Origin of the sequence: Candidatus Deianiraea vastatrix (assembly GCF_007993655.1) — a bacterium.
GTDB classification, from domain to species: domain Bacteria; phylum Pseudomonadota; class Alphaproteobacteria; order Rickettsiales; family Deianiraeaceae; genus Deianiraea; species Deianiraea vastatrix.
On sequence record NZ_CP029077.1, the window covers coordinates 685,850 to 712,227 of the forward strand.

Annotated in this window: 21 protein-coding genes and 1 tRNA gene; 8 read left to right on the forward strand and 14 right to left on the reverse strand. The window is 32.5% G+C overall.

Annotation, left to right across the window (positions count from 1 at the left end):
* Nucleotides 1–3: 3 nt before the first annotated feature.
* Nucleotides 4–876 carry a glucose-1-phosphate thymidylyltransferase RfbA gene (rfbA, locus tag deia_RS03250; RefSeq protein ID WP_146820731.1) on the reverse strand — a complete coding sequence of 291 codons (873 nt, stop codon included), beginning with the start codon at nt 874–876 and terminating at the stop codon, nt 4–6.
* Between the two features lie 72 nt (nt 877–948).
* Here rfbA and deia_RS03255 point away from each other — a divergent pair, with 72 nt between their 5' ends.
* The 3 genes from deia_RS03255 to mnmE are packed head-to-tail and all read left to right on the forward strand — an operon-like array spanning nt 949 to nt 5,045.
* Entirely contained in the window at nt 949–2,079 is a 1,131-nt protein-coding gene (locus deia_RS03255) for a lipid-A-disaccharide synthase (RefSeq protein WP_146820732.1), read from the forward strand.
* Nucleotides 2,080–2,139: 60 nt separating this feature from the next.
* Nucleotides 2,140–3,648 carry an NADP-dependent isocitrate dehydrogenase gene (locus tag deia_RS03260; protein ID WP_146820733.1) on the forward strand — a complete coding sequence of 503 codons (1,509 nt, stop codon included), beginning with the start codon at nt 2,140–2,142 and terminating at the stop codon, nt 3,646–3,648.
* A 32-nt stretch (nt 3,649–3,680) separates the two neighbouring features.
* Nucleotides 3,681–5,045, forward strand: coding sequence for a tRNA uridine-5-carboxymethylaminomethyl(34) synthesis GTPase MnmE (gene mnmE / locus deia_RS03265; protein ID WP_146820734.1), 1,365 nt, complete (start codon nt 3,681–3,683; stop codon nt 5,043–5,045).
* Nucleotides 5,046–5,062: 17 nt separating this feature from the next.
* On the opposite strand, the gene terL is transcribed toward mnmE, so the two are convergent.
* The 9 genes from terL to deia_RS03310 form a co-directional block, all read right to left on the reverse strand.
* The gene (gene terL / locus deia_RS03270) at nt 5,063–6,442 is read right to left on the reverse strand and encodes a phage terminase large subunit (RefSeq protein WP_146820735.1); all 1,380 of its coding nucleotides are present in this window, start codon (nt 6,440–6,442) and stop codon (nt 5,063–5,065) included.
* Between the two features lie 85 nt (nt 6,443–6,527).
* Complete coding sequence (secF, locus tag deia_RS03275) at nt 6,528–7,406, reverse strand: protein translocase subunit SecF (RefSeq protein ID WP_161982836.1); 879 nt, start codon at nt 7,404–7,406, stop codon at nt 6,528–6,530.
* A 90-nt stretch (nt 7,407–7,496) separates the two neighbouring features.
* Complete coding sequence (locus deia_RS03280) at nt 7,497–7,703, reverse strand: cold-shock protein (RefSeq protein WP_146820737.1); 207 nt, start codon at nt 7,701–7,703, stop codon at nt 7,497–7,499.
* A gap of 196 nt (nt 7,704–7,899) precedes the next feature.
* Nucleotides 7,900–9,300, reverse strand: coding sequence for a DEAD/DEAH box helicase (locus deia_RS03285; protein WP_146820738.1), 1,401 nt, complete (start codon nt 9,298–9,300; stop codon nt 7,900–7,902).
* A gap of 138 nt (nt 9,301–9,438) precedes the next feature.
* Entirely contained in the window at nt 9,439–10,203 is a 765-nt protein-coding gene (locus deia_RS03290; RefSeq protein WP_146820739.1) for a hypothetical protein, read from the reverse strand.
* 7 nt (nt 10,204–10,210) lie between these two features.
* On the reverse strand, nt 10,211–11,341 hold the full coding sequence (locus deia_RS03295; protein WP_161982837.1) for a LysR family transcriptional regulator: 1,131 nt from the start codon (nt 11,339–11,341) through the stop codon (nt 10,211–10,213).
* Between the two features lie 151 nt (nt 11,342–11,492).
* Nucleotides 11,493–12,068, reverse strand: coding sequence for a hypothetical protein (locus deia_RS03300; protein ID WP_146820741.1), 576 nt, complete (start codon nt 12,066–12,068; stop codon nt 11,493–11,495).
* A gap of 377 nt (nt 12,069–12,445) precedes the next feature.
* Nucleotides 12,446–13,588, reverse strand: a complete 1,143-nt coding sequence (locus deia_RS03305; RefSeq protein WP_146820742.1) for a phage portal protein — start codon at nt 13,586–13,588, stop codon at nt 12,446–12,448.
* 82 nt (nt 13,589–13,670) lie between these two features.
* On the reverse strand, nt 13,671–14,741 hold the full coding sequence (locus tag deia_RS03310) for a hypothetical protein (protein ID WP_146820743.1): 1,071 nt from the start codon (nt 14,739–14,741) through the stop codon (nt 13,671–13,673).
* Nucleotides 14,742–14,912: 171 nt separating this feature from the next.
* On the opposite strand from deia_RS03310, the gene deia_RS03315 reads away from it, so the two are divergent.
* Complete coding sequence (locus deia_RS03315) at nt 14,913–15,713, forward strand: lysozyme inhibitor LprI family protein (protein WP_161982838.1); 801 nt, start codon at nt 14,913–14,915, stop codon at nt 15,711–15,713.
* A 365-nt stretch (nt 15,714–16,078) separates the two neighbouring features.
* On the opposite strand, the gene deia_RS03325 is transcribed toward deia_RS03315, so the two are convergent.
* Together deia_RS03325 and deia_RS03330 are read right to left on the reverse strand one after the other, a co-directional pair.
* On the reverse strand, nt 16,079–17,029 hold the full coding sequence (locus tag deia_RS03325) for a Rossmann-fold NAD(P)-binding domain-containing protein (protein ID WP_146820745.1): 951 nt from the start codon (nt 17,027–17,029) through the stop codon (nt 16,079–16,081).
* 23 nt (nt 17,030–17,052) lie between these two features.
* Nucleotides 17,053–17,146: transfer RNA gene (locus tag deia_RS03330), tRNA-Ser, on the reverse strand.
* 179 nt (nt 17,147–17,325) lie between these two features.
* Between deia_RS03330 and uvrA the strand changes: the two genes are divergently transcribed.
* Entirely contained in the window at nt 17,326–20,256 is a 2,931-nt protein-coding gene (uvrA, locus tag deia_RS03335; RefSeq protein WP_146820746.1) for an excinuclease ABC subunit UvrA, read from the forward strand.
* 154 nt (nt 20,257–20,410) lie between these two features.
* On the opposite strand, the gene deia_RS03340 is transcribed toward uvrA, so the two are convergent.
* Entirely contained in the window at nt 20,411–21,304 is an 894-nt protein-coding gene (locus deia_RS03340; RefSeq protein ID WP_161982839.1) for an L-threonylcarbamoyladenylate synthase, read from the reverse strand.
* Between the two features lie 430 nt (nt 21,305–21,734).
* Here deia_RS03340 and leuD point away from each other — a divergent pair, with 430 nt between their 5' ends.
* From leuD to deia_RS03355, 3 genes are read left to right on the forward strand one after another with little or no spacing between them, the layout of a single operon-like run.
* Nucleotides 21,735–22,343, forward strand: coding sequence for a 3-isopropylmalate dehydratase small subunit (gene leuD, locus deia_RS03345; RefSeq protein WP_146820748.1), 609 nt, complete (start codon nt 21,735–21,737; stop codon nt 22,341–22,343).
* A 58-nt stretch (nt 22,344–22,401) separates the two neighbouring features.
* Nucleotides 22,402–22,992: an NADH-quinone oxidoreductase subunit C gene (locus tag deia_RS03350; protein WP_146820749.1), complete on the forward strand. Its 591-nt coding sequence runs from the start codon at nt 22,402–22,404 to the stop codon at nt 22,990–22,992.
* 4 nt (nt 22,993–22,996) lie between these two features.
* The gene (locus deia_RS03355; RefSeq protein ID WP_161982840.1) at nt 22,997–23,668 is read left to right on the forward strand and encodes a chorismate mutase; all 672 of its coding nucleotides are present in this window, start codon (nt 22,997–22,999) and stop codon (nt 23,666–23,668) included.
* A gap of 7 nt (nt 23,669–23,675) precedes the next feature.
* Here deia_RS03355 and alaS read toward each other — a convergent pair whose 3' ends face one another.
* Nucleotides 23,676–26,336, reverse strand: a complete 2,661-nt coding sequence (gene alaS, locus deia_RS03360) for an alanine--tRNA ligase (protein WP_146820751.1) — start codon at nt 26,334–26,336, stop codon at nt 23,676–23,678.
* Nucleotides 26,337–26,378 lie beyond the last annotated feature (42 nt).

A 26,378-nucleotide genomic window follows, 5' to 3' on the forward strand; every position in this document is an offset into this window, starting at 1 on the left:
ATTTTACCAATTACTTGCAAGATTTTTTAAATATTGCATATAACTTGACTTGCTTTTGGTAGATTCAACCCATTTTTTCATTGTTTTCTTGTCTACAAAACCCATATTTACAGCAATTTCTTCAAGGCATGCAATTTTCGTCGCATGTCTCTTTTCAATTGACTGAATTAAATGCGAAGACTCAAGCAGTGCATCAGATGTTCCACTATCAAGCCATATCGAGCTTCTTCCAAGCACTTTAACGTTTAGCTCTTTATTTGAAAGATATATGTTGTTTATATCGGTAATTTCAAGCTCTCCACGATCAGATGGCTTAAGATTTTTTGCGTATTCAAAAACTTTTTCATCATAAAAATACATCCCCGGAACTGCTATATTTGATTTTGGATTTAGAGGCTTTTCTTCAATACTTAAAGCCTTTCCATTACCATCTACTTCAACCACCCCATAACGCTCTGGGTCGCTTACCTGATAGCCAAAAATATAAGCACCAGACTGCATTTTCACAATATCTGCAAAGAATTCCTTATGATTTGGTATATAAAATATATTGTCTCCAAGCATCATGCACACTTTTGAGCCCTTAAGATCGTCGTAAGTTAGTAAAAACGCCTCTGCAATGCCATTTGGCTTGTCTTGAATTACATATTGTATCGAAATTCCAAGATGAGATCCATCGCCAAAAAGCTCTTCATAAAGTGGTTTATCGTGGCTTGTTGCTATCATGTGAATTTCACGAATTCCAAGTAACATAAGTATTGAAAGCGGATAATAAAGCATCGGCTTGTCATAAACCGGCAATAAATGCTTAGAAAAAGCTTTCGTCATAGGGGCAAGCCTTGTTCCACTTCCACCTGCTAAAATTATACCTTTCATATAGATGAAAAAAATTTTTCTTTATTTTTAGAAAAATATAATTACATAAGTCAAGCTTTTTTATAAAAAAATATGAAGAAAGTAATTTTTATAGCAGGTGAACCATCTGGCGATGCCATTGCCTATAGGCTTATGAAAAAACTTCAAACTCAAGAAATCTCCTTTTCCGGAATTGGCGGCAGCAAGATGAAATCTCTAGGCTTTCAAAGTATTTTTCACATTAAAGATATATCTGTAATTGGCTTCGTTGAAATTTTAAAGCATTTGCCAAAAATATTAATAAGAATATATCAAACTATTGAACATATAAACGAAACAAAGCCAGATTTAATCGTTACTTTTGACTCTCCAGGTTTTTGCGTTGCAGTTGTCAAAAAACTACGAAAACAAGGATATAAAGGCAAAATTATACATGTTGTTGCGCCAACTGTCTGGGCATATAAACCAAAAAGAGCTGCCAAATTTGCCAAAATTTTTGATGAAATATGCTGCCTATTTCCATTTGAGCCTGTTTATTTTGAAAAAGAAGGTCTTAAAGCACATTTTATTGGAAATATATCAATTGAAGACGAGCTTGCAAATTTACCAAAAGCAACCGAAGAAGTTCCAACAATCAAAACTATTGCAATAACCCTTGGCTCAAGAGAAGCTGAAGTCAAAAAATATATTCCAATGATTTCATATGCTATAGAGATATTTGAAATAGACAAGCGTGACTATCAATTTATACTTCCAACACTTCCGCATTTACATCGATTTATAGAAAAATATTTCAAAACTAACAACCCTAATGCAAAAATAACCATCATATCTCATACAAACGCTATATATGAAGCTGTTGAAAAATGCGATATTGCAATTTGCAAATCAGGAACAAATACACTTCAATTTATTTCCAAACTACGCCCTGTGATTGTTTATTATTCAATAAATTGGCTATCTTACATTATAATGTCTAAAATTGTTAGTATAAAATTCTTTAATTTAATAAACATAATGGCAGGAAAAATGATTATTCCAGAATTAATTCAAGATAATTGTTCCGTTATAAACATTACATACCAAGTTAGAAAAATTATCGAAAAAAACTCGTTTCTTGAACTTCAATCTGAGACCTTGGAACAGCTTGAAAAAATGAAACTACCAAATGAAATGCCAAGTGAGAAGCTTGCTTCAATAATTTTAAATTCTTTAAAATCTTAAAAAACTTCTTGATTTTTATTTTAAATTTATAAACATAATCTACTATAATTAATTTGAAATATGGAATATATCAACAACACAAAGGAAAAAAATGACTGGCCAACAATTTCAGTTGCAAAGGGTGATGGAATAGGTCCAGAAATTATGGATGTTGCAATTGATGTTCTTAAAAACTCAGGTGCTAGGGTGAAATTTGAATTTGTTGAAGTTGGTGAACAATTCTATCAAAAAGGCTATGAATCAGGCATTTCCGACGAAGCTTGGGAAACTATTTTACGCAATAAAGTCTTATTTAAAGGGCCAATTACAACACCACAAGGCGGTGGCTATAAAAGCATTAATGTAACCCTTAGAAAAACACTGGGGCTTTTTGCAAATGTTCGCCCATGTATATCATATTATCCATTTATAGAAACGAAATTTAAGGATATAGACCTTGTAATAATCCGTGAAAACGAGGAAGATTTGTACGCTGGCGTTGAATATCGCGCAACTCATAATTGTTTTCATGCAATGAAAGTTATCACAAGAAAAGGTTGTGAAAAAATTATTCGATACGCTTTTGAATATGCCGTTAAAAACAAAAGAAAACACGTAACATGTATGACGAAAGACAATATAATGAAAGGCTGTGACGGGCTTTTCCACAAGACTTTCGATGAAATAGCAAAGGAGTACCCACAAATTAGCACAGACCATTATATTATAGACATTGGATGCGCAAGAGTTGCGGCTAAACCTGAGATTTTCGATGTCATAGTAACCTTAAACCTATACGGCGACATAATTTCAGATATCGCAGCAGAGCTTACTGGCTCAGTTGGGCTTGCTGGAAGCTCAAATATCGGCGAAAGATACGCAATGTTTGAGGCAATTCATGGCTCCGCGCCGACAATTACAGGTCAAGGAATTGCAAATCCATCCGCTGTAATTAATGCGGCAGTTTTAATGCTTTCGCACCTTGGTCAAGGCGATGTTGCAAAAAAGATAAGTGATGCCTTGCTTTATACGATAGAATCTGGTGTTCACACGCATGATATATACAAAGAGGGAGTAAGTAAGCAAAAAGTCTCTACTGCTGAATTTGGTAAAGCTGTGGTTAGTAACCTTGGTAAACAGCCAGCAACACTTAAGTCCAGCGATTATGCAAATTTTGAATTTGACGCAAGGCCAGATGAAATAATGCTTGGCACGGCAGAGCCTTTAAAATACGATGGCACAAGGGATACAGAAGAAAAAACCCTTGTTGGCGTTGATGTTTTTATTGCATTGCAGGCAAATGCTGATGAGACTGGGAAAATGATTGAAAATGCACTAAAATCCTCAGATTTTAAGCTAAAACTCGTTTCTTGTCGTGGAATTAAAGTTTATCCAAGTGTTATTGCAAAATATACTACTTCCGATCATTTCAGGGTCAGAATTATACACAAAACATCAGAATTTATGGTAAATAACGACATTATCGAAGTCTTAAAAATCTTAAATGATGCGAAAATTGAAGTTGCGCAAACTTCAAATCTGTATAATTTTGACGGCAAAGCTGGATATGCAAAAGCTCAAGGCGAGTAGCTTAAAATATGACAATATTTGTGGTATAATAGATGCAGCATAAATACAACCTAAATGACACAATCTTTGCACCGATTACGCCAAAAATCGGCGGTGCAGTCTGCATTTTTCGCATATCTGGAAGTGATGCTCTGAAAATAAAATCACATCTTTCATGTCCAGATTTGAAACCAAATGAATGCGTTTTTTCCAAGCTTTTTGATGCAGAAAAACAACTATTAGATGAGGTTTTGGTGACATTTTTTAAAGCGCCAAAGTCTTTCACTGGGCAAGATTGTATTGAAATTTCGCTTCACGCAAGTTTGTATATTTATGAAAAATTCATAGCATTGATGCGGGATTCTTTGAATTTTAGATTTGCTGAAAATGGTGAATTTTTATACCGCGCGGTAATGAATCAAAAAATGGACATAAACCATGCCGAGGGCATTAATATGCTTATAAAATCTCAGTCTGCATCGCAGCATAGCTTTGCAATGTCTCAAATGAGCAAGGATTTATCAGATGTTTATCGCTCCTGGTATGATAAAATCTGCGAAATTTACGCATTAATCGAGGCAAATATTGATTTTTCCGATCAAGAAATTCCGCAGGATACAATAAAATACATTGAAAATGAACTTTTTAACCTTACAAAGCAGATGAATAAATACATAAATTCGCCGTGCCAATCGCAGATTTTTGATGGCATTGACATAGCAATTCTTGGGCGACCAAACGCCGGAAAGTCATCTCTGATTAACACAATTTGCAACAAAGATGTCTCAATTGTTTCAAATATACCAGGGACAACAAGAGATTTAGTGTCAAAATCCGTTGTAATATCTGGGTTTTTGGTAAATATCATAGACACGGCGGGAATTCGTGAAAATTCAAGTGATGAGATTGAAAATCAAGGCATTTTAAGGGCAATTTCGGCAGTTAAAAGCTCGGCAATTCGCATTTTTGTCTTTGAAAACGGTGAAATCGACATGGATTTACTTGAAAAATACTATATGCCATCTGATATTTTGCTATGCAGTAAGTCGGATTTAATAAACGAAGAGGTAAGACAAAAAAAAGTGCCAAATATTGAAAAATACAGCATAAAATCTAGTGATTTTCTATTTATCTCAACAAAAAATGGAGATGGGATAGATCAGCTTTTATCTCATATTAAGGCAAAAATTGAAGAAAACATGCCATCAATTAGCGATAATATATGTGTATCTGACAGGCAAAAAGACATTTTAATCAAGTGCTATAGCATAATTACAAGCGCCGGATCTATAGATGAAATCGAGATTTTTGCCGAAAGCATGCGATCTGCAATGGCGCAAATGGGTCAAATTTTTGGAAATATGTCAATTGAAGACATTTTAGGGCAAATTTTCTCAAAATTTTGCATTGGGAAATAAAATAACATTAAAATTTATCATCTGTTAATAAATCTTAAACTTGGTGTTTTTTTATTATCCATTTTACTTGAAATATACGATAAAAATTGAGTTAGTGCATCTATTTGATCATCATGAACGCAATTTGGAAAACTCGTGGCTTCAATTAAAAATTCATTTACCCATTTTGCATTTTGTTGCAATAAAACCCTTTTTGACTCAATAATACCAATAACATTAATTAAACGAGTTAATTTATCTTTTGTTGGATTTATGCAAATTATTTTATTATTTACATTTCTTTTAAGATCTTGAATTAAGGACGAGCCTATATTTTTGTCTTCTATAATAAAACATGCATTCGTATTTTGCAATGCCTCATTAATAATTTTCTTTTTTAGCTCTATATAATCAATTTTCCTGCGAAAAATATCCATCACATAAAACATTTTTTCCCTCATTCCAATCTTTAATATAACCGTATAATCGCTTTTTTCACCTTGTTTAACCGCCGTATCGATGCTATAATAAATATCATCAAATTTAATACTTTCATGATAAAAATCAAACCAGTTTTTATCAATAATTCCATTACTAAATATTGGATTTTGCTGATATTGAGCTGCAAAAACACTGCTACCCATTTGATGTATAATATTATTCATGTCTTCCATAGTATCGCGAGAATGATGCAAAATATCGCCGTTTTTTCTAAATTTCATGAGCTTATCGTTAAAATAATAAGCTCTATCATTAGTTTCAATTGCAGGAATTGACAAAATATTCCATTTAGTACTATCTTTTGCAATTAAATATCCTGCTAAATCTTCAACATGCAATCTTTGCATTACTATAATAATTTTCCCATTTTTTTTATCATTTAATCTCGAAATTGCAACGCTATCAAACCACGCATCAACCTTGTCCCTTTCCGATTTTTGATTTATCTTAAGTGGATTTTGCGGGTCGTCTATAATAATATAATTACCACCCTCTCCAGTTAAAGTTCCGCATACAGATGTTGCAAATCTATATCCATTTTCATTTGTAATAAACTTTCTTTTTTCATTTTCGCCGTAACTAATTCTAGTTTTTGTTATTTTTTTATACCAATTTGACTGCATAATTTTCCTGCAATCTGTTGAATGTTTTAAACTCAAGCCTTGCGAATAGCTAATTGCAATAATTTTCTCATTTGCCTTATTTGCAAGCACCCATGCAGGAAAAACAACACTTACGCAAATAGACTTTAGGCTACGAGGCGGTATATTGATAATCAATCTTTTCATTTTTCCGGTATAAATATCTTGAAGATATTTGCAAATTAATTCAATATGCCAATTATGCTGATAAACACTAGCAGAATCAAGCTCACTTAATGCCTTAATCACAAAAGATACCATGTCCGATTTCCTCATTTTGATAAAAAATTTACGCAACTAAAAGTTGAATATATTTTTTATGGAAGCAATAATTTATGATAAAATGTAATGATATATTGCATTATACATACCTCATTGGGTCGTCAAGTTGGGATTTTATTTTGCGAAGCTTAATCTTAAACTTGCCTAATTTTAATAAAATTGGAGCAGCAAAAATAGAATAAATTGTTCCAAATACTATACCACAAATAATCATTATTGCAAAGTTACGAATTTCATTTTGCGAAAAAATAATCATTGGCATTATTCCAATTGCCGTTATAATCGATGTTTTTAAACTACGGGATATAACTTTATTTAAAGCGCCATTAATAATTTTATAATCAGATTTATCTTTGCTTGAATTAAATTCCATCGCAATTTCCTGAACTCTATCAAATACAACAACAGTGTCATTAATACAATAACCAATTAGGGTAAGCAATGCAGAGATTGACATTAAATCAAATTCAATCTTAAATAAAGATGCAATTCCAACAACAATGATACAGTTATAAATAAGACCGAAAGTTGCCACTATAGATAAATTTAGGCCAAATTTTATAAAAATATATAAAAAAATTGCAAGCAAAGCAAAAAATAACCCATAAAGGGATGTAATTAGTGCTGTTTTGCCAAACTTTTCACCAACAAAATCTGTTTTTACTATTTTTACGCCATTTTTGGAAACTTCAGAAGAAAGGCTTTTTAAATGCTCCTGAAAAATACCAAAATCATCATTTTGAAAATATAAGATGGATCCGAAATTATCAGATTTGTCAACTTTAGTGACGCCAGAAATTTTCGCAATATCGATGTTTTTATCTAAAAATACAACACCTCCACCAGTAAAATCAAGACTTAATTTCACTGAATAAAATCTAATAAAAATAAGTGATGCAATAAATGTAAATATTGCAAAAAATATATAGAAACTGGCTTTTTTATTAAAATCTATCACAATTAAAATCTATTTGCAAAATAGTTAATGCAAAGGAAATTAAAAATCAAGATATTTCTAAAATAATAAAGCCAGTAAAAAATGCTATAACTAGCCTACGATTTCCAATTTACAAGCTTTTGTTTTTCCATTTCTATCTCTTTCTTCTTCGTAAGAAACAGTTACATTTAGCGCAAGTTCATTTGCATCGATTGATGAATCAGTTACATGGAAGAAAATATCACCACCATCAGTAGAAATAAAACCATAACCTTTGTCTGCGAAGAACTTTTTAATTTTGCCATTTTGTCTGGACATATTAATAAAAAAAATAATTACTATAATTACAACATTTCGAGAATAAACTTTCTAATGTAGTAAGTATTGTGAATAAAACCAGACTGCACGAGATAGAAAAAATCTCTATATCAGTTCTTTGGCATAAAATTTTAAAATGCAAGCAAAATTTGATATTTTTTTTAAATCTTTCTTCAAAAAAAATCAATACTACAAATTAATTAAATCTTTTTCTTGGTGAAAAGCCAGATTCTCTAGATTTATTGCTGAAATTTCTGCCAAATCTTTGCCTTGGTCTATCTGAATTTTCAGATCTATCCTGATTACCACTGTAAGTTTCGCGACTTCCTCTGTCTTCATTAAAATTTCTTGACGGCCTCCTTGAGTCTTCAAATCTACCAGATCTTTCACCTGAAAACCTCCTTGGTGCACGTGAATTTCTTCCTTCGTCATCATTAAATCTGCGACGAGGAGCGCCTTGACGTGAAGATCCCCCTCTTGACCCAGAGCCGCCACGCCTTTGAACGCCTTCAAATTCATCCGAATTTGTCTTTTCAAGTATTGCTCTATGAATTTTTTTATCAGATGGTGTTATAAAAGAAAGTGAAACGCCAATTGCATCAGCTCTTCCAGTTCTTCCGATTCTATGCGTATAATCTTCCGGATTACCTGGCATGTCGTAATTTATTATCAAGGTAACGTGTGGAACATCAAGGCCGCGCGCAACAACATCGGTTGCAACAAGTATTTGGTGTTTTTCCGAGCGAAATTCACGAATTGCACGCTCACGCTCCCTTTGCCTTAAATCACCATGAATTTCTTGTGCTTTATATCCATCATTTTTAAGCATGTCAGTTAAATCATCGGCCATTCTTTTGGTTCCAACGAAAATTATCACACTTTCAAAGTGTTTTTCAAGAATTTCAACTAATTTTTCATATTTGTCTTTCCTTGCAACTTCAATAAACTCCTGCTTGATATTTTTGTGATCTTCTTTTGTATTTGCAAGAATAATTTCGCTGTGATTTGTTAAATATTCTTTAGCTGCATTTTTAATACTCTGTCTTGTTGTTGCCGAAAACATCAATGTTTGTCTTGGTTTTGGCAAATGTTCAACAATATAGCGTATTTCATCTTTAAAGCCCATATCAAGCATTCTGTCAAATTCATCCAAAATAAGCATATTAAACTTACTTAAATCAATAGTTCTTCTTTGAATGTGGTCATTTAGCCTGCCAGGAGTTGCAATAATAATATTTGGTTTCTTTTTAAGTGCAATTATTTGTCTTTTAATGTCAGATCCGCCAAAAATCAGTACTGGATTGATTGTATTGTCATATTTTATGTTATTAATTGAGTCTTTAATTTGAATTGCAAGCTCTCTAGTTGGGCATAAAATTAATGCAGAAGCGTCACCATTTAATACTTTTGCGAGCATTGGCATTGAAAAAGCACCTGTTTTTCCACTGCCTGTCTTTGATGATGCAAGAATGTCACAGCCGTCTAGAATAAGCGGTATAGCTTTTGCCTGAATTTCAGTTGGCGCTGTAAAGCCAATACTATTTAGTTTTGCAATTAATGCAGATGGAAGGTTTAGGTTTTCGAAGTTTAGTGTCATTTTTTTACAAGAAATTAATTAATTCAACACTTCTTGAAAAAGATATCACAACATGCGTGGCTTTGGCAAAAACTGTTTTTTACTATAAGCTCATAAAGCTAAATTTATAAAATGCAAGCTAATTTTCACCTTTTTTTATTAATCAATATTAATATTATACTCTTTAATTAATTTCCAATAGCTGCCGTTGTCGTAGTTTTTTAATTCGGAGAGGGTTAGTTTTTTGAAGATAAGATGACGTTCACCAGCTTTATGCTGATGATGCGAAGATACTCCGTTTGTTTCAAACGCCAAATAATAATAATATTTGTATTTTATAATCCAGTAAGTTCCATAATTTAGCGGTATGGCTTGCGTTAATTTAATTGGAAAAATTTGATCTTGATATTTCTTTACATTGTCCAATAAAACATTATAATTTGTACCACTTGCTTTTTCAAAAAATAAATAAAATCTTGCGTTGGAATTAGATTTTAGTAATTTTAATTTATTGTCATGCCTCTCTTTTAGCCAATCAAATCTGCGCTCTCTGTCGCAAGTAATCTCCTTGTCATTATTAAAAATTTCATTCTCATGGTGATTATCACTCATTCTCATTGGTGTACTTGGTAATTCTGTCACCTTTAACATACTAACCATTACATTGTAACCTTTTTGGGATAAATTTAGCAATAATTTATTAATATCCATACAGAATATTGTAGCAGTAGTATTGTCTTTACATGGTATATCCTTTGCAATCCTATAATGCCCACTTTCCATAACACTTCTTAATAATGGCTTTGCTAATTTGTGTATCTTTCTATCAAAAAACCAATTAGTACGATATAAATATAAAGAAATTATTGAAAGGAAAACTAGTAAAAATATTAAAAATTTCTTTAATGTAATCTTAATTAGCATATTTGCATTAATCAATATTAATATTATACTCTTTAATTAATTTCCAATAGCTGCCGTTGTCGTAGTTTTTTAATTCGGAGAGGGTTAGTTTTTTGAAGATAAAGTATTGCTCCTGAGGCTTATCTAGATTGTGTGACTGTAAAGAATTAATATGTGTTATTAGATAGTAATAGTGTTTATTTTTTAAAATAATGTGATATCCATCTGAAATGATAGAGTTTGCAATTGGGAAACCAAACAATTGATTCTGGTATTTTTTTAGATTATTTTCAAAAATGTTATAGTGAAAACAATCTTTCTTTTTATAAAAATTATAATATAGATTATTTTTTCCAGAATTTAAAATAAACATCTCATCTTTGTATCGCTTTTTTTGAGCATCAAATCTTCTTTGAGTATCACATTTAATCACTTTGGTGTCGTTAATCTTATCGTCAATATTTGTGCCATTCATTCTCATTGGCATACTTGGGCATTCTGATGATGTAATAATAATTATTTTTTCTAACTCTTTTGCATTAATCAATTTCAAAAAAAGAGTATTTAGGTCAAGATGCATCTGCATACCGTCAAATTTACATGCTGAATCTTTGGCAAGGCGGTAAGTTTTATTTTTAATTAAACTTTTTATTGACTCACTAGAAAGCCCATATATCCTCCTATCAAAAAACCAATTCGTCCTATATAAATACACCCAAATCGCCGTAATACACACTAGTAAAAATACTAAAAATCCCTTTAATGTAACCCTAATTAACATAATTTTTAACTTCAAATTTACTAAACTAAGATTGTACTTTATTTTATTTTGCAAGTTTTTTCTGAAAATTGAAAAACTACTAACACGCTTAATATCCAATTTACCCCCATATAACCTATCTAAATCCATTAATACCTTTTTTACCTCTTTATAATACACCCTGCCCTTTTCGTTTAAAACAAGCTTGTTTTTCACCCTATCGAACAATAAAAACCCTAAATCAGTCTCTAAAGATGATATCTGTTTTGATATAGTTGTCGCAGAAATACAATTCCTGGTTGCCGCATCATTCACAGAATTGCCACATTCTACAGTTGCACAAAATCCCTTTAATTGGTCAATTTTGTTCTTCTTATAATTAAAATTCAGAATTTTCAACCTGCATACTAAATATAAAATCTATAGCATTGAAGGACAAGATTATAGATATAGTGAGGATGATGGCGGATTAAAATATTAAGGGTTCCAAAAGTGTATAAAAAATATTATTTATTTCTAATTTTTCAGTGTTTCATTCAACAACATAACTTCACTTAATGCTATTGCTTTTTAATACAGTGTTAATATATTTAGGGGAGCATGTATTTGCATCTGTTACCTTCAATACCATAAATAATATCTGCATTCCACTATAGATGCAAACAGCTGCAACAACAATTTGAATAGCGCCAGTTGCCATTCCCTGCCCTGGTTTTGTATTTCCAAACATATAATTTACCCCAAGAAAAAACAAGGCAAATAAAACAGTGTATCTTCCAAGTGTATCTCTTAAAGTTCTGTAGGCATAACAGACTTGCTCAATAATAACATTAACCTGACATACTCCATATCTTGGCGTTCCGGCGTTGTCGGATATAGTGACGGTTTGCAGGCAATTTAAATTGTAATACTGGCTACCAATTGATATATCACTATTTGCTTTTGTTGTCATGCAAGTTGCGCAAGATGGATTTTGTGGGTTGTCCATACATGTAAAGACAGATCTTGCACCAAGGCAGACCTTGCCACCTGGGCAATCGTTATTTGAAAAACACAATAACCCCGCAGCAAATGAATTACTTGAGATACAAAATATAAAAAATATTGTGCAAAATAAAAAACGCATAAATTCAACTACTTGGCAAATTGTATATTAAATATTTTAAAAATCAAGTAATTTTCGGTATTCATATTTTAATAAATGAAGGTCATGCGCACGATGTAACAATTTCGTCAAATTCAAGATGATAACATTCGTCCATCACAGCAGCAGCAAATAATTCCGCAAATCAATGTTCAAGTACAAGAGCAAGAACAAGGTGAAAATAGCAATATTGTGCAAATAAATCAAAATGGCGGTGGTATTCACATTCAAGGTGAGATGCAAAGAAGAAATAGTGGTAGTAATTTACAGCAAGGCTCAATGTAGGTTAAAAAGTAGGGGAGATAAAATCTTATCATTTTACTTGATTTAAGGCATCTTAATCGATGCCCTTTTTACCTTTACGCATCCATTTGAGCCATGGTTCGTTTTTCTGCATCTGTTAAAAAAGTTGCTTCGGATAAGGCTTTCCAAAGGGTATAGCGTTTTTCAACAAGGGTTGGAATTTGATCAAGATCTGCAAGAATTGTTATCTTTTCCCCAGTTTTGGCAGTTATATGCGTTGCGATTGCTTCAAAAATAAGCTCTGCAAGTGGCAATATTGTCTCTTCCCAAAGGGCAATTCTGCTTTCTGCAAAATTATTATATGTATTATCGCCTTGAATTCCAAGTAAATTAGAGGGAACTCCAAATGCAAGAGCTATATCCCGCGCGGCAGAGTTTTTGGTTTCAATAAACTCCATGTCTTTTGGTGAAATGCTCATTTCTTGCCATTTCAAGCCACCTTCAAGTATCATAACCTTTCCTGCCGCAAGGCTGCCCGTGAAGTCATTTCGAAGCTGATCGCTCAGGCGTGAAAATTGTTCATCTGTTAAATCGTTTCCATTTGCCTCAACAACAAGCGCCCCACTTGGGCGAGCTCCATTTTGCAAAAGACATTTATTCCAAGCAATTGCTTCATTGTATTGATCAATTGAAAATCTTGCGGTATAAAGTGGCGAAAGCCCATATAGTTTATCGTTTGGATTAAAAAGCTTTATATGCAAAACTTCGCCAACTTCGCCAATCATGCTTGCATCTAAAATTTCGGTTTTTTGCCCATTATTATAGGCATATTGCATAACATTATTTTCACTATCTACGACAATTGAGACAAGATCTGACGGTAAAACATGAAGAGCATCAATTTGATTGTCGCCAAGGTCTGATTTAATATAGCTATTTCCAAAAATAAGTAAGTTTTTAACAATTGTTTCAAAAAAAAGCTTTTGAGACATTAAGTCATTTGGTTTTGCAATAAGATCATTAATTTGAGCTCCAGTCATTTCAGCTCCATCACTGCCGTATATAACAGTGCGAATGGATGAAACGCATTGTGATATAAGCTTTATACAGCGATTTGCCACAACATTTGACGCATATCCATTGTATGCAAGTGATGAATAGCTTGGGTCACTCCAGCTTGCTTTAGTGTTTGAATTTAAAACATAGCTTTTTGAGTAGGTTTTCTTGACTTCTTTAGTATTTTTTTTCGCAAAAAACATAATTATTGATAAAATTTACTTCCATAAAAATGATATACTTTTTTTCTGGAAGCAAATTTTTTCAAAGCAGTTTTATTATTTACTAATATCTACTATGATTAAAGGAAGATGAATTAATTGAAATAGTTGATTTAGGATGCTTCAAGCCGTCTAGAATAGCAGATTTATCTTTATCAACGTATGAATTACCTTCTGGGTTGTAGATACTCTTTTCTTCATAAAGACTACCTTGCGTTGAAATATGAAATTTACTTCTTTTATCATCATATTGTTCTTCATCAATTTCCTCGTCAAAACCATTGCTTTCCATTAACGTGTCGTCATTATCAAAACTGCCTCTAAATTGCGGTTGTTGATTTCCTCTTTCTTGTTGATCATATTCATAATGGAATTGATCAACAGCCTGATGAATCCCATCTTTCTGAAGTACATTTTCTGGATTATTGGCAATTTCTTCATTTAGTTTTTCTAAAATAAAAGATTGCTGACCTTTTTTTTCCTCAAGATAATTATGCACATCTTCTATTTGCTCTTGTAACTGCTCAGCTTTACTTTGTTGACCAGTTAAGAAATTTATCAATTGCTGCCATAAACTTTCTTTTTGAACACTATGTTTTTCATTTTGCAATATTTGTAGTTCTGCTTCTATAGATTTAATAGTTTCTTGAACTTCTTGCAACTCCTGTGTTTTTTCACTTTTATATCTTTCAGCCTTATTAATATCTTTTTGTGTATTATAATAGTAATTTTGTATACCAGACTTGACGTTATTAATTTCATTAATTTGTTCATTTTTTGTAACGTGTTTTGGTAAGTCTTGCGTCATATTTTCTGCAATATTTTGACTATCTCGAATTAGATATTTCTCTTCTATTCTTGCAACAGTTTCTTCTACAACTTTCCTACCAATTTCATGTGTTAATTCTTGACTCGGATCCATTTTATTAAAGCAATCTTTTTGTATTTTGATATTTTCAAGATAATTCGTTAAAATGTTTTTTTTGTTTTCTGCTTTCTCACGCTCAGCCTTTGAAAGTGTAGTATCTTTTGACATAATGTCAGCTTTATCTATTTCTATTTCAAAATCCTCAATAACACTATCCGTATCATTAACAAACTGCCCTATTGATTTCGTTTTATTTTGCTGCTCCATATATATTACAAATAAATATTTAATACTTTTTATTGTAAGTATCTAACTTTAATTGTCAAGTTTTATTTGTATTTTTTAAAAAAATTCCTTGATAATAATAATGTACCGATTCATCATTACATGAATATTTTGTATGACTATGACAAAAATTGGAACTTTAAATTTTGTAATATGAGAATGTTTTTACAATCAATTTCGGCAATATTTTTATGCTCATTTTTTATAACAAAGCATGCCTTTGCAATTGACTGTCGCAATGTTCAAAATGATACCTTTGCATCCACAGTATGTAACAGCAATGATTTGATCAACCTTGATAAAGAACTAAATGACATCTATCGAGAAACTCTAAAAAAATCAGGCAAAAAAGATTTAATCGACTCTCAAAGAGAATGGATAAAATTTGTATACGCTAGCACATGCAATAATAATCGTGATTTATACCCTTCTTGCAAAAAAAACAATGCACAGTATAATCCAAAGCGTATTGAAGGATTTTATAAACATAGAATTCAATTCTTAAAAACCTACGACCCTAGCATAACCAAGTTTAATAAAATATGGTACACCTTTGGTGGAACTGCTCATAATATGATTTTTGACGGGTCTATATCTTGCGATACTCATACAGGAGGTCTTGATACATGCGATACTACGCAAAGTCATTTTGATACATATACCAAATATAATGATGATTGTATTTTTGAGTATAGAAAACCTGATTTTACAGCATATTGTGTAATAGATAACTCACTGATGGTTGAAATTCATGACTATAAAGATATTTCAGAGACTGAGCTACAAAATACAATGTACGATTTATATGAGCATGCAAAATGGTATAAATCGCATAATGTAGGCGACAATAAACCCTGCCCTATTTTAAAATCACAGACTTTTAAAAATCTTCTTTTTATACACTGTTTTCTTGAAAAAACAAGTTATTATTCAAGATATAATGATTATGAGTAAAAAGATTAAATAGATTTGTAAAGACTTTTGCGACTTGCTTCATTTTCAATTTATCAAAATTTGAAGGAATTATTCCAGCACTAGAGAGCGCGCATGCTGTTGCTTTTGCCACAAAACTTGCGACAAAGCTATCAAAAGATGAAACGATTTTGGTGAATTTATCCGGCAGGGGCGATAAGGATATTGAATTTGTGAGTAAAAATTTTCTTTAGACTTCGATATTAAAGAAATAAACAAAGATGGCAGTTTAACTAGACTGCCCCTTCTAATTAAACACTATCTATAATCTGCAAACTTGACAATTTAATAAATTCCTTTATACAATATAGCTTTAACAATTCAACCGTTTCTATTAATGAAAAGGGCTAAAGCCTTGGGCTTGGAGTAAAAAACAACGAACTTGCCACTCTTTTAATTCCGTCTACAAAATGGCCAACATTTTCAGCATGCCAACTTTGTGCAAAAATTTGCTTACCATCTTTATCAAACATATCGACTGTAAATGCTGTAATAACCTTATTAGCCTGATGTAACTCACTTGAACTCATACCTCTGTGTGATGCTATTATAATTTTTTTGCCATTATCTAGGCTAATCTCTTGTGACATAAGTGGCATTTCTTTTGATTTATCAAAATTTGTAACTTTTTCATTTAGTTTTTCATACGCCTTGATAATCTCATCTTTAGTCACAATATTTGACCTCACTAAGAAATCAATTATTGTTTTCATAAAAACTTCCTTGTCGTTGCGATGAAAATCTGTAATAGCAATTACCATAGTTTCTTTGTCATTCATTTTTTTTATTGTCTCCTCGTTAAATAAATTATCCTTTAGCGTATTGATATTACCCGTAATTAATATATTAAATTTTCTTTGATTTTCCTTTTGTGTAAATTTCCCTGTTTTATTTCTCCATGCATCAAATATATTTTTAACTTCATTGCCATTATCTGGCGTCACAGACAAATAATTTATCTTGTGAGATATCTTATTTATATCATATGCATCCATTATTTTCTTTGTAATTATTTTCGTATTTTCCGAACTTGAGACGTCAATAATATTTTGCGCAGATGGTATAAGCGCATCAATGTCATTAATAAATTTTATCTTCCCATAATCTTCTTGTGACAATATCGACATCCCACCCTCATTCTCAATTCTTTTTTTGTATATTTCCACAGGATTTTTCATTTTTGTTAATATATTTACATTATATCCTTGATCAATATACTCTTTTGCCATCGCAAAACCAAGCCTTCCAGCCCCAATAATTGATATATGTTTCTCTGATGTATTGTGTACTTTTTTCATAAAATGAAGACAAAATAAGTTAATGGCGGACAGACAGGGATTCGAACCCTGGATACAGATTTTTGTCCGTATAGTTTCTTAGCAGGAAACCGCCTTCAGCCTCTCGGCCATCTGTCCGTTGTGATTACACTAACTGTAAAAATACTAAAATCAAGTTTTATTTTTTTTCGCTATACATAAACTGTTTTTCCCATTGTGTAGTATTTTTTTATCAATATATTTATTATAAAACACTTGACAATAATATTTAATATTTTAGTTTCAAAAAAATCAATCAAATCAAATTTTTTAAACCCATGGAGCCGAAATTTATTAGTATAAAAGGAGCAAGAGAAAATAATCTTAAAAATGTTGATGTTGACATCCCAAAAAATTCACTTGTTGTAATCACGGGTCCCTCTGGTAGTGGGAAATCTTCACTTGCATTCGAAACAATTTATGCAGAAGGGCAAAGGCGTTATGTTGAAAGCCTTTCAAGCTATGCTAGGCAATTCTTAAATTTACAAGAAAAGCCCGATGTAGACTCAATAACTGGGCTTTCACCTGCTATTGCAATTGATCAAAAAACAACATCTAAAAACCCTCGCTCAACCGTTGGAACTGTAACTGAAATTTACGACTATTTAAGAGTGCTTTTTGCCCGTGTCGGTATAGTTTATTCACCTGCAACAGGGGAACCAATTCAAAGCCAAAGTGCGTCCGATATGGTTAAAAAACTCCGTCAATTTCCAGATGGAACAAAATTTTACATTTGCGCACCGGTCATTAGAGGTCAAAAAGGCGAGCATGTAAAGGAATTTCTTGAATATAAAAAAGCTGGATACAGCAGATTTAAAATAAATGGCGAACTTTACGAAGGAGACAGTCTTCCAAAGCTTGATAAAAATAAAAAGAATGAAATTGAAATTGTTGTAGATAGAATAGCACTATCTGACGATATTGGAAACCGCCTTGCAGACAGTATTGAGACATCTCTTCGCCTTGCAGATGGCATTTTGCATGTTGAAGTTGTAAGCTTTCCGCAAGAGTGTAACGGTAAATTTAAAATTGGCGAAAATTTCATTGAAGAAAAGCAAATTCTAGTAATGTCGGAAAAATTTTCATGCCCGGTTTCAGATTTCACTTTAGAGGAAATTGAGCCTAGAATATTCTCTTTTAATTCGCCTTTTGGTGCGTGCAGAGCATGTGATGGGCTTGGAACGGAAAAATATTTCAACATAGATCTTGTTGTTCCAAATCAAAATTTATCACTTGCAGACGGTGCAATTTTGCCTTGGACGCGTAGCAATCCGAGATATTATAGGCAAATTATGGAAAGCCTTGCCGCACATTTTAAATTTTCAATAACAACTCCATTTAAAGACCTTTCAAACGAAGTAAAACACATGATAATGCATGGCTCAAATGATGAAATACAGTTCACATTTTCAGATGATTTTAGAAAATATACCGTTGCCCGTAAATTTGCAGGAGTAATGGAAGATTTATCGAAAAGACACGATGAAAGTGATGATGACAGTGGGGTTGACTACGAAAAATACCAAAACCTAATTGCATGCAGGGTTTGTAATGGCTATAGACTTCGCGAAGCTTCACTTTCTGTAAAAATCTACGATAAACACATAGGCGAGGTTTCAAGAATGACCGTTCTTGAAGCTCATGAATGGTTTTCCGACTTGTCAAAACACCTTACAAAAACACAAAATGAAATTGCAACCCGCGTAATAAAAGAAATCAAGGAACGCCTTACGTTTTTACTTGATGTTGGGCTTGATTACCTTAATCTTGATAGATCTTCTTCAACATTATCTGGTGGTGAATCTCAAAGAATTCGCCTTGCATCTCAAATTGGCTCAGGACTCAGCGGCGTAATGTATGTTCTTGACGAGCCGTCAATCGGGCTTCACCAATCTGATAATACAAAGCTCATAAAAACACTAAAAAACCTTCGCGATATGGGAAATACTGTTTTAGTCGTAGAACACGATGAAGACACAATGCACGAAGCAGATCATATTATTGACGTTGGGCCATGTGCGGGAAGTGCGGGCGGATATATCGTTGCAGAAGGCGATGTTGAGCATATAAAATCACACAAAGACAGCATAACTGGAAAATTCCTTTCAGGAAGAGAGAAAATTGACGTTCCTCTTGCAAGACGAAAATATGGAAATAGTCAGAAAATAACAGTAGTAAATGCGCATGAGCACAATCTTAAAAACATCACAGTTGATATTCCACTTGGAATGTTTGTATGCGTAACTGGCGTTTCGGGTGGCGGAAAGTCAACCTTAATCATAGACACTCTTTATCAAGCAATTAACAATAAAATTAATGGCTCATCAAAAACACCAGGCCTGCACGATAAAATAACAGGAATTGAAAATATAGACAAAATTATCGAAATTGATCAATCACCAATTGGAAGAACGCCAAGGTCAAATCCTGCAACTTACATCGGTGCTTTTAATCACATAAGAGATTATTTTACAGCCCTTCCAGAAGCAAAAGCTCGTGGATACAAACCGGGGCGTTTTTCATTTAATGTCAAGGGTGGTAGATGCGAAAAATGCCAAGGTGACGGCGTTTTAACGGTTGAAATGCACTTTTTGCCAGATGTATATATAGTATGCGATGCCTGTAAAGGAAAAAGATACAATAGAGAAACGCTGGAAGTCAAATATAACGGAAAATCAATATCCGATGTTCTTGAAATGACAGCCGAAGAAGCACATGAATTTTTCAAAAATATCCCATCTATAAAGGATAAATTCAAAGCTATGAAAGATGTTGGGCTTGGCTACATTAAAATCGGCCAACAGGCAACAACTCTATCTGGAGGTGAGGCACAAAGAATAAAACTATCAAAAGAGCTATGCAAAAAAGCAACTGGTAATACGCTTTACATCCTTGATGAACCAACAACAGGGCTGCATTCTTGCGATATTAAAAAACTCCTTGAAGTGCTACACACTCTGGTTGATTATGGAAATAGTATGCTTGTTATTGAGCATAATATGGATGTAATTAAAACGTCAGATTATGTAATAGACATAGGCCCAAAAGGCGGAATGGCAGGCGGTATTGTTGTTGCAAAAGGAACTCCTGAGGAGGTTGTAACGGTAAAAAATAGCATCACTGGTCAATATCTTGCAAAATATCTTCCAAAACATGAGGAAAAAGCTAAAAAATCCGACAAAGCCAAGAAAATTGCTGATAAGATATAGCATTTTTCACAATAAACATAATCTAAGGCTGCTAGTTTTTATTTCAAATTCTTCTCCAAGGCTGACAAATAATCAGACAGTCAAACAAGTTAAAAATCTGATACAGTAAAGCTTATTTGTATATAACAATAGAGACCATTTAACGAAAATTACCCTAGCTATTATAGCTTATCTTACTAAATTCAAGATCTGCAATCTGCTTTATATCGCTTGGAATTTTCATACAGTTGATGTCGAATTTTGCACAAAAAAGTGCATAAAACAGCATTTTATGCTTATTTTTCTTATTTAAATTCACTAGTTTCTTATATATTTCAGTAGCTGTAAATTTATCAAAATCCTCTTTACAGTAAATACCGATTTTAAACAGCTCTGCTCGTGTTTTTTCGCCGATATTAGTGATTTTTATAAGGTCTGTTTTGCTCAAAATCGCATTTGCAAGCAAGATGAAGTCAATAGTATAGCGTGTATTTCGCAATATTTTATACTCTTTTTCAAAATTACGCAAGTCTATTACGCTTGACGGCTCTTTTTCAATAATATTGTCATCTTTTACGATGTAATCTACTAAATTTTGAATTTCAAGTGAAATATTTTCAAAAACAGACGAATCGGGATTTGCAGAAATATTGGCAGATGTTGCGCTAATTGGAAAGCCGGTTTCACGCATTAGAGATGTAATAAAATCGTCTTTTGGAATGCGAATTCCTATGCTTTTATCTTCAAATTTTTCAAGCCACGGAAAGAGTTTTTGCCCATTTTCGTTGGTATCGAGTATGAAAGTAAAATGCCCTGGAAGAAGGTTTTGAAGCACGATTTTTGCCGATTCGCTTACCTTGCAAATCTGCGATATAAACTCAACATTTGGCGCAAAAATTGCCAGTTTTTTTGTATAATCGCGATTTTTAATTTCGTATATTTTATTTACCGCATCAATGTTTTGACTATCGGCTAAAAGCCCATATACAGTATCGGTTTTTGACAGCACTACCCCGCCAAGTTTTAGTATATTTGCGGCTTTTTTGCAAATTTCGTTATCTGTTATCATAAAACTATAAAAAAGCGGGAACATGACCCTCGCGAGCCATGCCCCAAATAGCTTTAAAGGAGGTGATGGATCCTATTTAGGAAAATATAAAAATCAAGTTATTTTTAAGAAAAGCGGTAATTATATATATGTTTAAGATTTTTGTTGATTTTTGGTTTTTTATGCTTATGAAGTTAAAGAAAAGTTTATTTTTAGATATTATAAACGCACAAACTATATCACAATCTATTGTATTGATAATTTAAAGGGATAGTACTTATTGAAAATTTTCAGTTTATATTTTAATATCAATTTTCATAATGAAATTAGCGATATAAGTGAAATTGATAATATTTTAAGATAAAATGTCAACGGAATATAAATATCTATTTTTTTCTTGATTATTAAAAAATATACATTCGAATTTATTTAATGTCTTGCCATAATTAAAATGTTAAAATTTACAGAAATTTCAAGCGTTGCTGCGTATTTGCCGATAGATAACATAGACACAGACATGATAATTCCAAAACAATTTTTAAAAGTTATTACACGCTCCGGTCTTGGAAAAAAGTTATTTTTCGAAATGAGATTTGATGAAACTGGTAAGGAAAAAGCCGATTTTGTCTTAAATAAAGACCCTTTTAATAAAGCTCAAATATTAATTGCTGGCGATAATTTTGGCTGCGGTTCGTCAAGAGAGCATGCACCTTGGTCACTCTTAGATTTTGGAATTCGCTGCATTATCGCTACATCTTTTGCCGATATTTTCTATAATAATTGCTTTGAAAACGGAATATTACCAATTGTTGTCGATAAAAATACATTAAACAATCTGTCTAAAACTGCCGAAAATAAAGATATTTTATCAATCAATCTTGAAGGGCAAACTATTCAAAGTGTCAATGGTGCAATAAAATTTGAAATAGACGAATTTAAGAAATTTAGATTAATTAATGGCCTTGATTCAATTGGAATTACAGCTCAAAAAATAGAAGATATAAAGATTTTTGAAGAAAGTCAAAAAAATAATTTTCCTTGGCTTTGGCAACAAGCGTAAAGAATTTATTGCTTGAATTTTAAATAAATTTATTTACAATCGGTAAAACTATATATTTATGCAAAATTACTATAGCGAAAATGCCGATAAAATAAAGGATATTTTGAAAAATTATGCACTAGTTGAATACGCAAATAATGAATGTATTGTAAATATAAAAAACCCAGATGAAAATTTCAAAGTTCTGGAATTGATAAAAAATAGCGATGCTATGCTTGGAAAGTGTTTAATCGGAATTTTCGCAACACATTACCCAAATCGCGATAATGAATTTTCTCTTCAATACTTACTCTTAAGTATGCGATATAATCTGCGTTTTCGCATTGTAATAGACTTTAAAGCAGACGATGTTATAAAAAGTGTCTCTGATGTTTTTGCAGGCTCAACTTGGTATGAAAGAGAGGCTTTTGATATGTTTGGAGTGAAATTTGCGAATTTAACCGATGAAAGACGACTATTAAATGATTACAATTTTAAACATCATCCACTTAGAAAAGATTTTCCCGTAACTGGCTACGACGAAGTAAGATATAACCCTGTTCTTGAAAAAGTTGAATACAGCAAAATAAATCTTGCCCAAGAATACAGAGATTTTGATACGCAGAGCAGCTTTGATGTCAGTGCAGTTTTTGAAAAAATTAAAGGCTAAAATTATGAATAAATTAACCGATTTTAGAAACAGAATAGATACAATTGACGGCAGATTAATTGACATTTTAAGAAAAAGATTTGACATTGTTGAAGATGTTGGTGATTACAAAAGATTAACCATGGGAACTGCATTTTCATATATCGATCCAATTCGAGAATATGATTTACTTGAAAAGCAAATAGCAATCGCAGCAAGTATTTATATGGAGCCGCAAATGATTAAAAACCTATACAGAAACTTAATATCTTTTGCAAATTTTCACGAGGATCAAAATTTAAAAATACATATACCATCAGATATTAGCCTCGATGGAATAAGAATAATTTCTCTATATTATCCAATTCCAATGTGCTATATTTCTTCAAACTTTGCCTTTAACAACGTATCAAATAGTGATATATTTTGCATTGAATACAGAAATCTTAATGCATATATAGATTTTTTGCGTGATAACATGCTTTACATTTACCATATAGAGGAAAATAGTGAAAAAAAAGACAGAAGCATAATATTTTGTTGCAAAATAAGCAAATTATACGATAAACACAATGGTATTTTTATTTTTGCAAATCACGAAAAACAAATTACAAAATGCGATTTCAGTGAATATAAAATAAATCTTGAAGACGACTGTTTCACGCTACTTGGCTCATCGGCGCCTTGTATATTTTAATTTTACCTCAGTCTTTATGCCAGAAAAAGCTGTGTAATATATTAAATTCTGCATCAATTTTACCCATTGCAAATTTTTCTGTTCCACCGCCTGATTTTTTGCCATCAAGTTTTTCTGTTACTTCGCAAATTAATTCGCAGGCGCTTTTTGCATTTTTACTAAATACTGCTAGGATTTTTGAATTATTTTCACTAAAATACCCGATTAATACTGAGTTTTCCTTTGCTTTATCGCCAAGTGCAAACATTATATTTTTTGCCATTGCGTTTAGGTTTTCAAATTTCGCAATATTGATTATTTTGCCATCTTTGGACTTAATTTCTTGAAATACAGTAGTGTTTATCGCATTTATAGTCTTGAGATTTTCAATTTCTTTTTGACATTTCGCAAAGTTTGAGACTAAATCTTGGATTTTTGATATAATTTCATCTTCATTGCACGAAAGTTTAGCTTGAACATCGCTTAATAATTTGCTTTTTTCGCATAAATACGACATTGCAAAATTTCCGGTTATTGCTTCAATTCTGCGTAATCCTGAGCCAACGCTGCGCTCTGATATTATCTTAAAAAAGCCGATACTGGCTGTATTTTTCACATGAATTCCTCCGCAAAGTTCGCTTGATGCTATGCCATTTTCGCCAATTTTCACTATTCGAACTTCGTCGCCATATTTTTCACCAAAATTTGCAATTGCGTTGTGTTTTTCGATGTTTTCCTTTTTGTCAACTACGCTTTCCACACTGAGGTTTTGTGATATAATATCGTTTATAAATGCCTCGATTTTACCAGTTTCATCACTTGATAACTGCCTTGAAAAGTTAAAATCGAATCTTAATTTTTCACTAGTGACTTCAGAGCCCTTTTGCGAGACGGTTTGCCCAAGTATTGACTTTAGTGCGGCTTGTAAAATATGAGTTGCAGTATGGTTTTTTGCTGTATTTTCTCTATGTGTTTTTGAGACTGAAATTTCATATTCATTACTTACTTTTATGTCAAAATTTGCTGATTTCAGCTTATGAATTACCAATTTTCCAGCAACTTTTTGAACATCTATTATCGCGGTTTTTTCATCATTTGACGAAATATAGCCAATATCACTGCACTGACCGCCACTTTCTGCATAAAAACAGGTTTTATCAAGTAAAATCCATATTTCATCTGAACTCATAGACTGATTTTTGCCTATAAAATCTACATTTTCACCGTTTTTCACGATTGCCAAAACACGAGATTTTAATACATCGTCAGTCATCCTTGACACCTGATTCATGTCTTCTAAAACACAGGTAGAATCTAGCTTTTTTGCAATTTCAAGCCAAATTTGAGACTCTTTTTGATCGCCATGTCCTCCAAATGTGCCTTTTGAGCGATTTTTCTGCTCCAGCATTGCGTTTTCAAAGCCTTTTTCGTCAACAACGCCGCCTACTCTTTTCATAATATCTGCCGTCATGTCAAATGGAAAGCCGTATGTATCGTATAGTTTAAAGGCGAAATCTCCAGAAATAATCGGGTTTTTTTGGCTTGAAATTTCATTTATACTGCCTACTTTGAATTCGTCCAAAATCATTTTCATACCCCTTGCAAGAGTCTCGCGAAAGCCGTTTTCTTCAAGTTTAATCGTGTTTTTTATAAGCTCGCTATTTTTCGAAAGCTCTGGATATTGTCTGCCCATTAAGTCTTGCAATTTGTCAAAAAGTTCGTGCATTTTTGACTCATTTGGGTTAATTTGATGTAAATATCTCATTGCACGTCGCATAATTCTGCGAAGAACATAGCCCCTGCCCTCATTTGATGGTAAAATTCCATCTGAAATCAAAAATGAAGTTGCGCGTAAATGATCTGCAACAACCCTGTGAGCAACAAGATTTTCCTCGTTTTTATCGGACAAAATCTCACGAGAATTTGATATTAATTGTGAAAAAAGACTAGTGTCGTAATTATTCGTTTTTCCCTCAAGAACCGAGACCAAGCGCTCAAGCCCCATTCCAGTATCTATGCATGGTTTTGCAAGTTTTTCAAGTGGCTTGCCTTTTTCTTGATTAAACTGCATAAAAACAAGGTTCCATATTTCAACAAATCTATCTCCATCTTGATCTTCGCTACCCGGAAGTCCGCCTTTTACACTATCGCCGTAGTCGTAGTAAATCTCGCTGCAAGGGCCGCATGGTCCAGTATCTCCCATTGACCAAAAATTGTCATTTGTTGATATTTTGATTATTTTTTCATCCGAAAAACCTGTTAATTTTTTCCATATATTAAAGGCCTCGTCATCTGTGTGATAAACCGTTATATAAAGGCGATTTTTATCCAAATTTACCTCTTTTGTAAGGAAATTCCAAGCGTATTCTATAGCGTTTTCTTTAAAATAATTACCAAAAGAAAAGTTACCCAGCATCTCAAAAAAAGTGTGATGGCGAGCGGTATATCCGACATTATCAAGGTCGTTATGCTTACCCCCTGCCCTAAGGCTTTTTTGAACAGTCGTCGCAGTTGCAAATTTCGGTTCTTCTTTGCCAAGGAAAATGTCTTTAAACTGCACCATTCCGCTATTTACAAAAAGTAAAGACGGATCTTTATGTGGTATTAAAGACGAAGACTCAACTGATTTGTGACCAAGGGCTACAAAGTAATTAGTAAAAAGATCTCTTAAATCTTGATATTTATTCATATTTTTTCAATTTTTTAAATCTATATATGCTCTTTTTTTATT

What these genes read in the sequence shown, in the direction of transcription:
- rfbA (WP_146820731.1), bottom strand. Translation starts at nt 876, where the DNA reads ATGAAAGGTATAATTTTAGCAGGTGGAAGTGGAACAAGGCTTGCCCCT.
- deia_RS03255 (WP_146820732.1), top strand. Translation starts at nt 949, where the DNA reads ATGAAGAAAGTAATTTTTATAGCAGGTGAACCATCTGGCGATGCCATT.
- deia_RS03260 (WP_146820733.1), top strand. Translation starts at nt 2,140, where the DNA reads ATGGAATATATCAACAACACAAAGGAAAAAAATGACTGGCCAACAATT.
- mnmE (WP_146820734.1), top strand. Translation starts at nt 3,681, where the DNA reads ATGCAGCATAAATACAACCTAAATGACACAATCTTTGCACCGATTACG.
- terL (WP_146820735.1), bottom strand. Translation starts at nt 6,442, where the DNA reads ATGAGGAAATCGGACATGGTATCTTTTGTGATTAAGGCATTAAGTGAG.
- deia_RS03280 (WP_146820737.1), bottom strand. Translation starts at nt 7,703, where the DNA reads ATGTCCAGACAAAATGGCAAAATTAAAAAGTTCTTCGCAGACAAAGGT.
- deia_RS03285 (WP_146820738.1), bottom strand. Translation starts at nt 9,300, where the DNA reads ATGACACTAAACTTCGAAAACCTAAACCTTCCATCTGCATTAATTGCA.
- deia_RS03290 (WP_146820739.1), bottom strand. Translation starts at nt 10,203, where the DNA reads ATGCTAATTAAGATTACATTAAAGAAATTTTTAATATTTTTACTAGTT.
- deia_RS03300 (WP_146820741.1), bottom strand. Translation starts at nt 12,068, where the DNA reads ATGCGTTTTTTATTTTGCACAATATTTTTTATATTTTGTATCTCAAGT.
- deia_RS03305 (WP_146820742.1), bottom strand. Translation starts at nt 13,588, where the DNA reads ATGTTTTTTGCGAAAAAAAATACTAAAGAAGTCAAGAAAACCTACTCA.
- deia_RS03310 (WP_146820743.1), bottom strand. Translation starts at nt 14,741, where the DNA reads ATGGAGCAGCAAAATAAAACGAAATCAATAGGGCAGTTTGTTAATGAT.
- deia_RS03315 (WP_161982838.1), top strand. Translation starts at nt 14,913, where the DNA reads ATGAGAATGTTTTTACAATCAATTTCGGCAATATTTTTATGCTCATTT.
- deia_RS03325 (WP_146820745.1), bottom strand. Translation starts at nt 17,029, where the DNA reads ATGAAAAAAGTACACAATACATCAGAGAAACATATATCAATTATTGGG.
- uvrA (WP_146820746.1), top strand. Translation starts at nt 17,326, where the DNA reads ATGGAGCCGAAATTTATTAGTATAAAAGGAGCAAGAGAAAATAATCTT.
- deia_RS03340 (WP_161982839.1), bottom strand. Translation starts at nt 21,304, where the DNA reads ATGATAACAGATAACGAAATTTGCAAAAAAGCCGCAAATATACTAAAA.
- leuD (WP_146820748.1), top strand. Translation starts at nt 21,735, where the DNA reads ATGTTAAAATTTACAGAAATTTCAAGCGTTGCTGCGTATTTGCCGATA.
- deia_RS03350 (WP_146820749.1), top strand. Translation starts at nt 22,402, where the DNA reads ATGCAAAATTACTATAGCGAAAATGCCGATAAAATAAAGGATATTTTG.
- deia_RS03355 (WP_161982840.1), top strand. Translation starts at nt 22,997, where the DNA reads ATGAATAAATTAACCGATTTTAGAAACAGAATAGATACAATTGACGGC.
- alaS (WP_146820751.1), bottom strand. Translation starts at nt 26,336, where the DNA reads ATGAATAAATATCAAGATTTAAGAGATCTTTTTACTAATTACTTTGTA.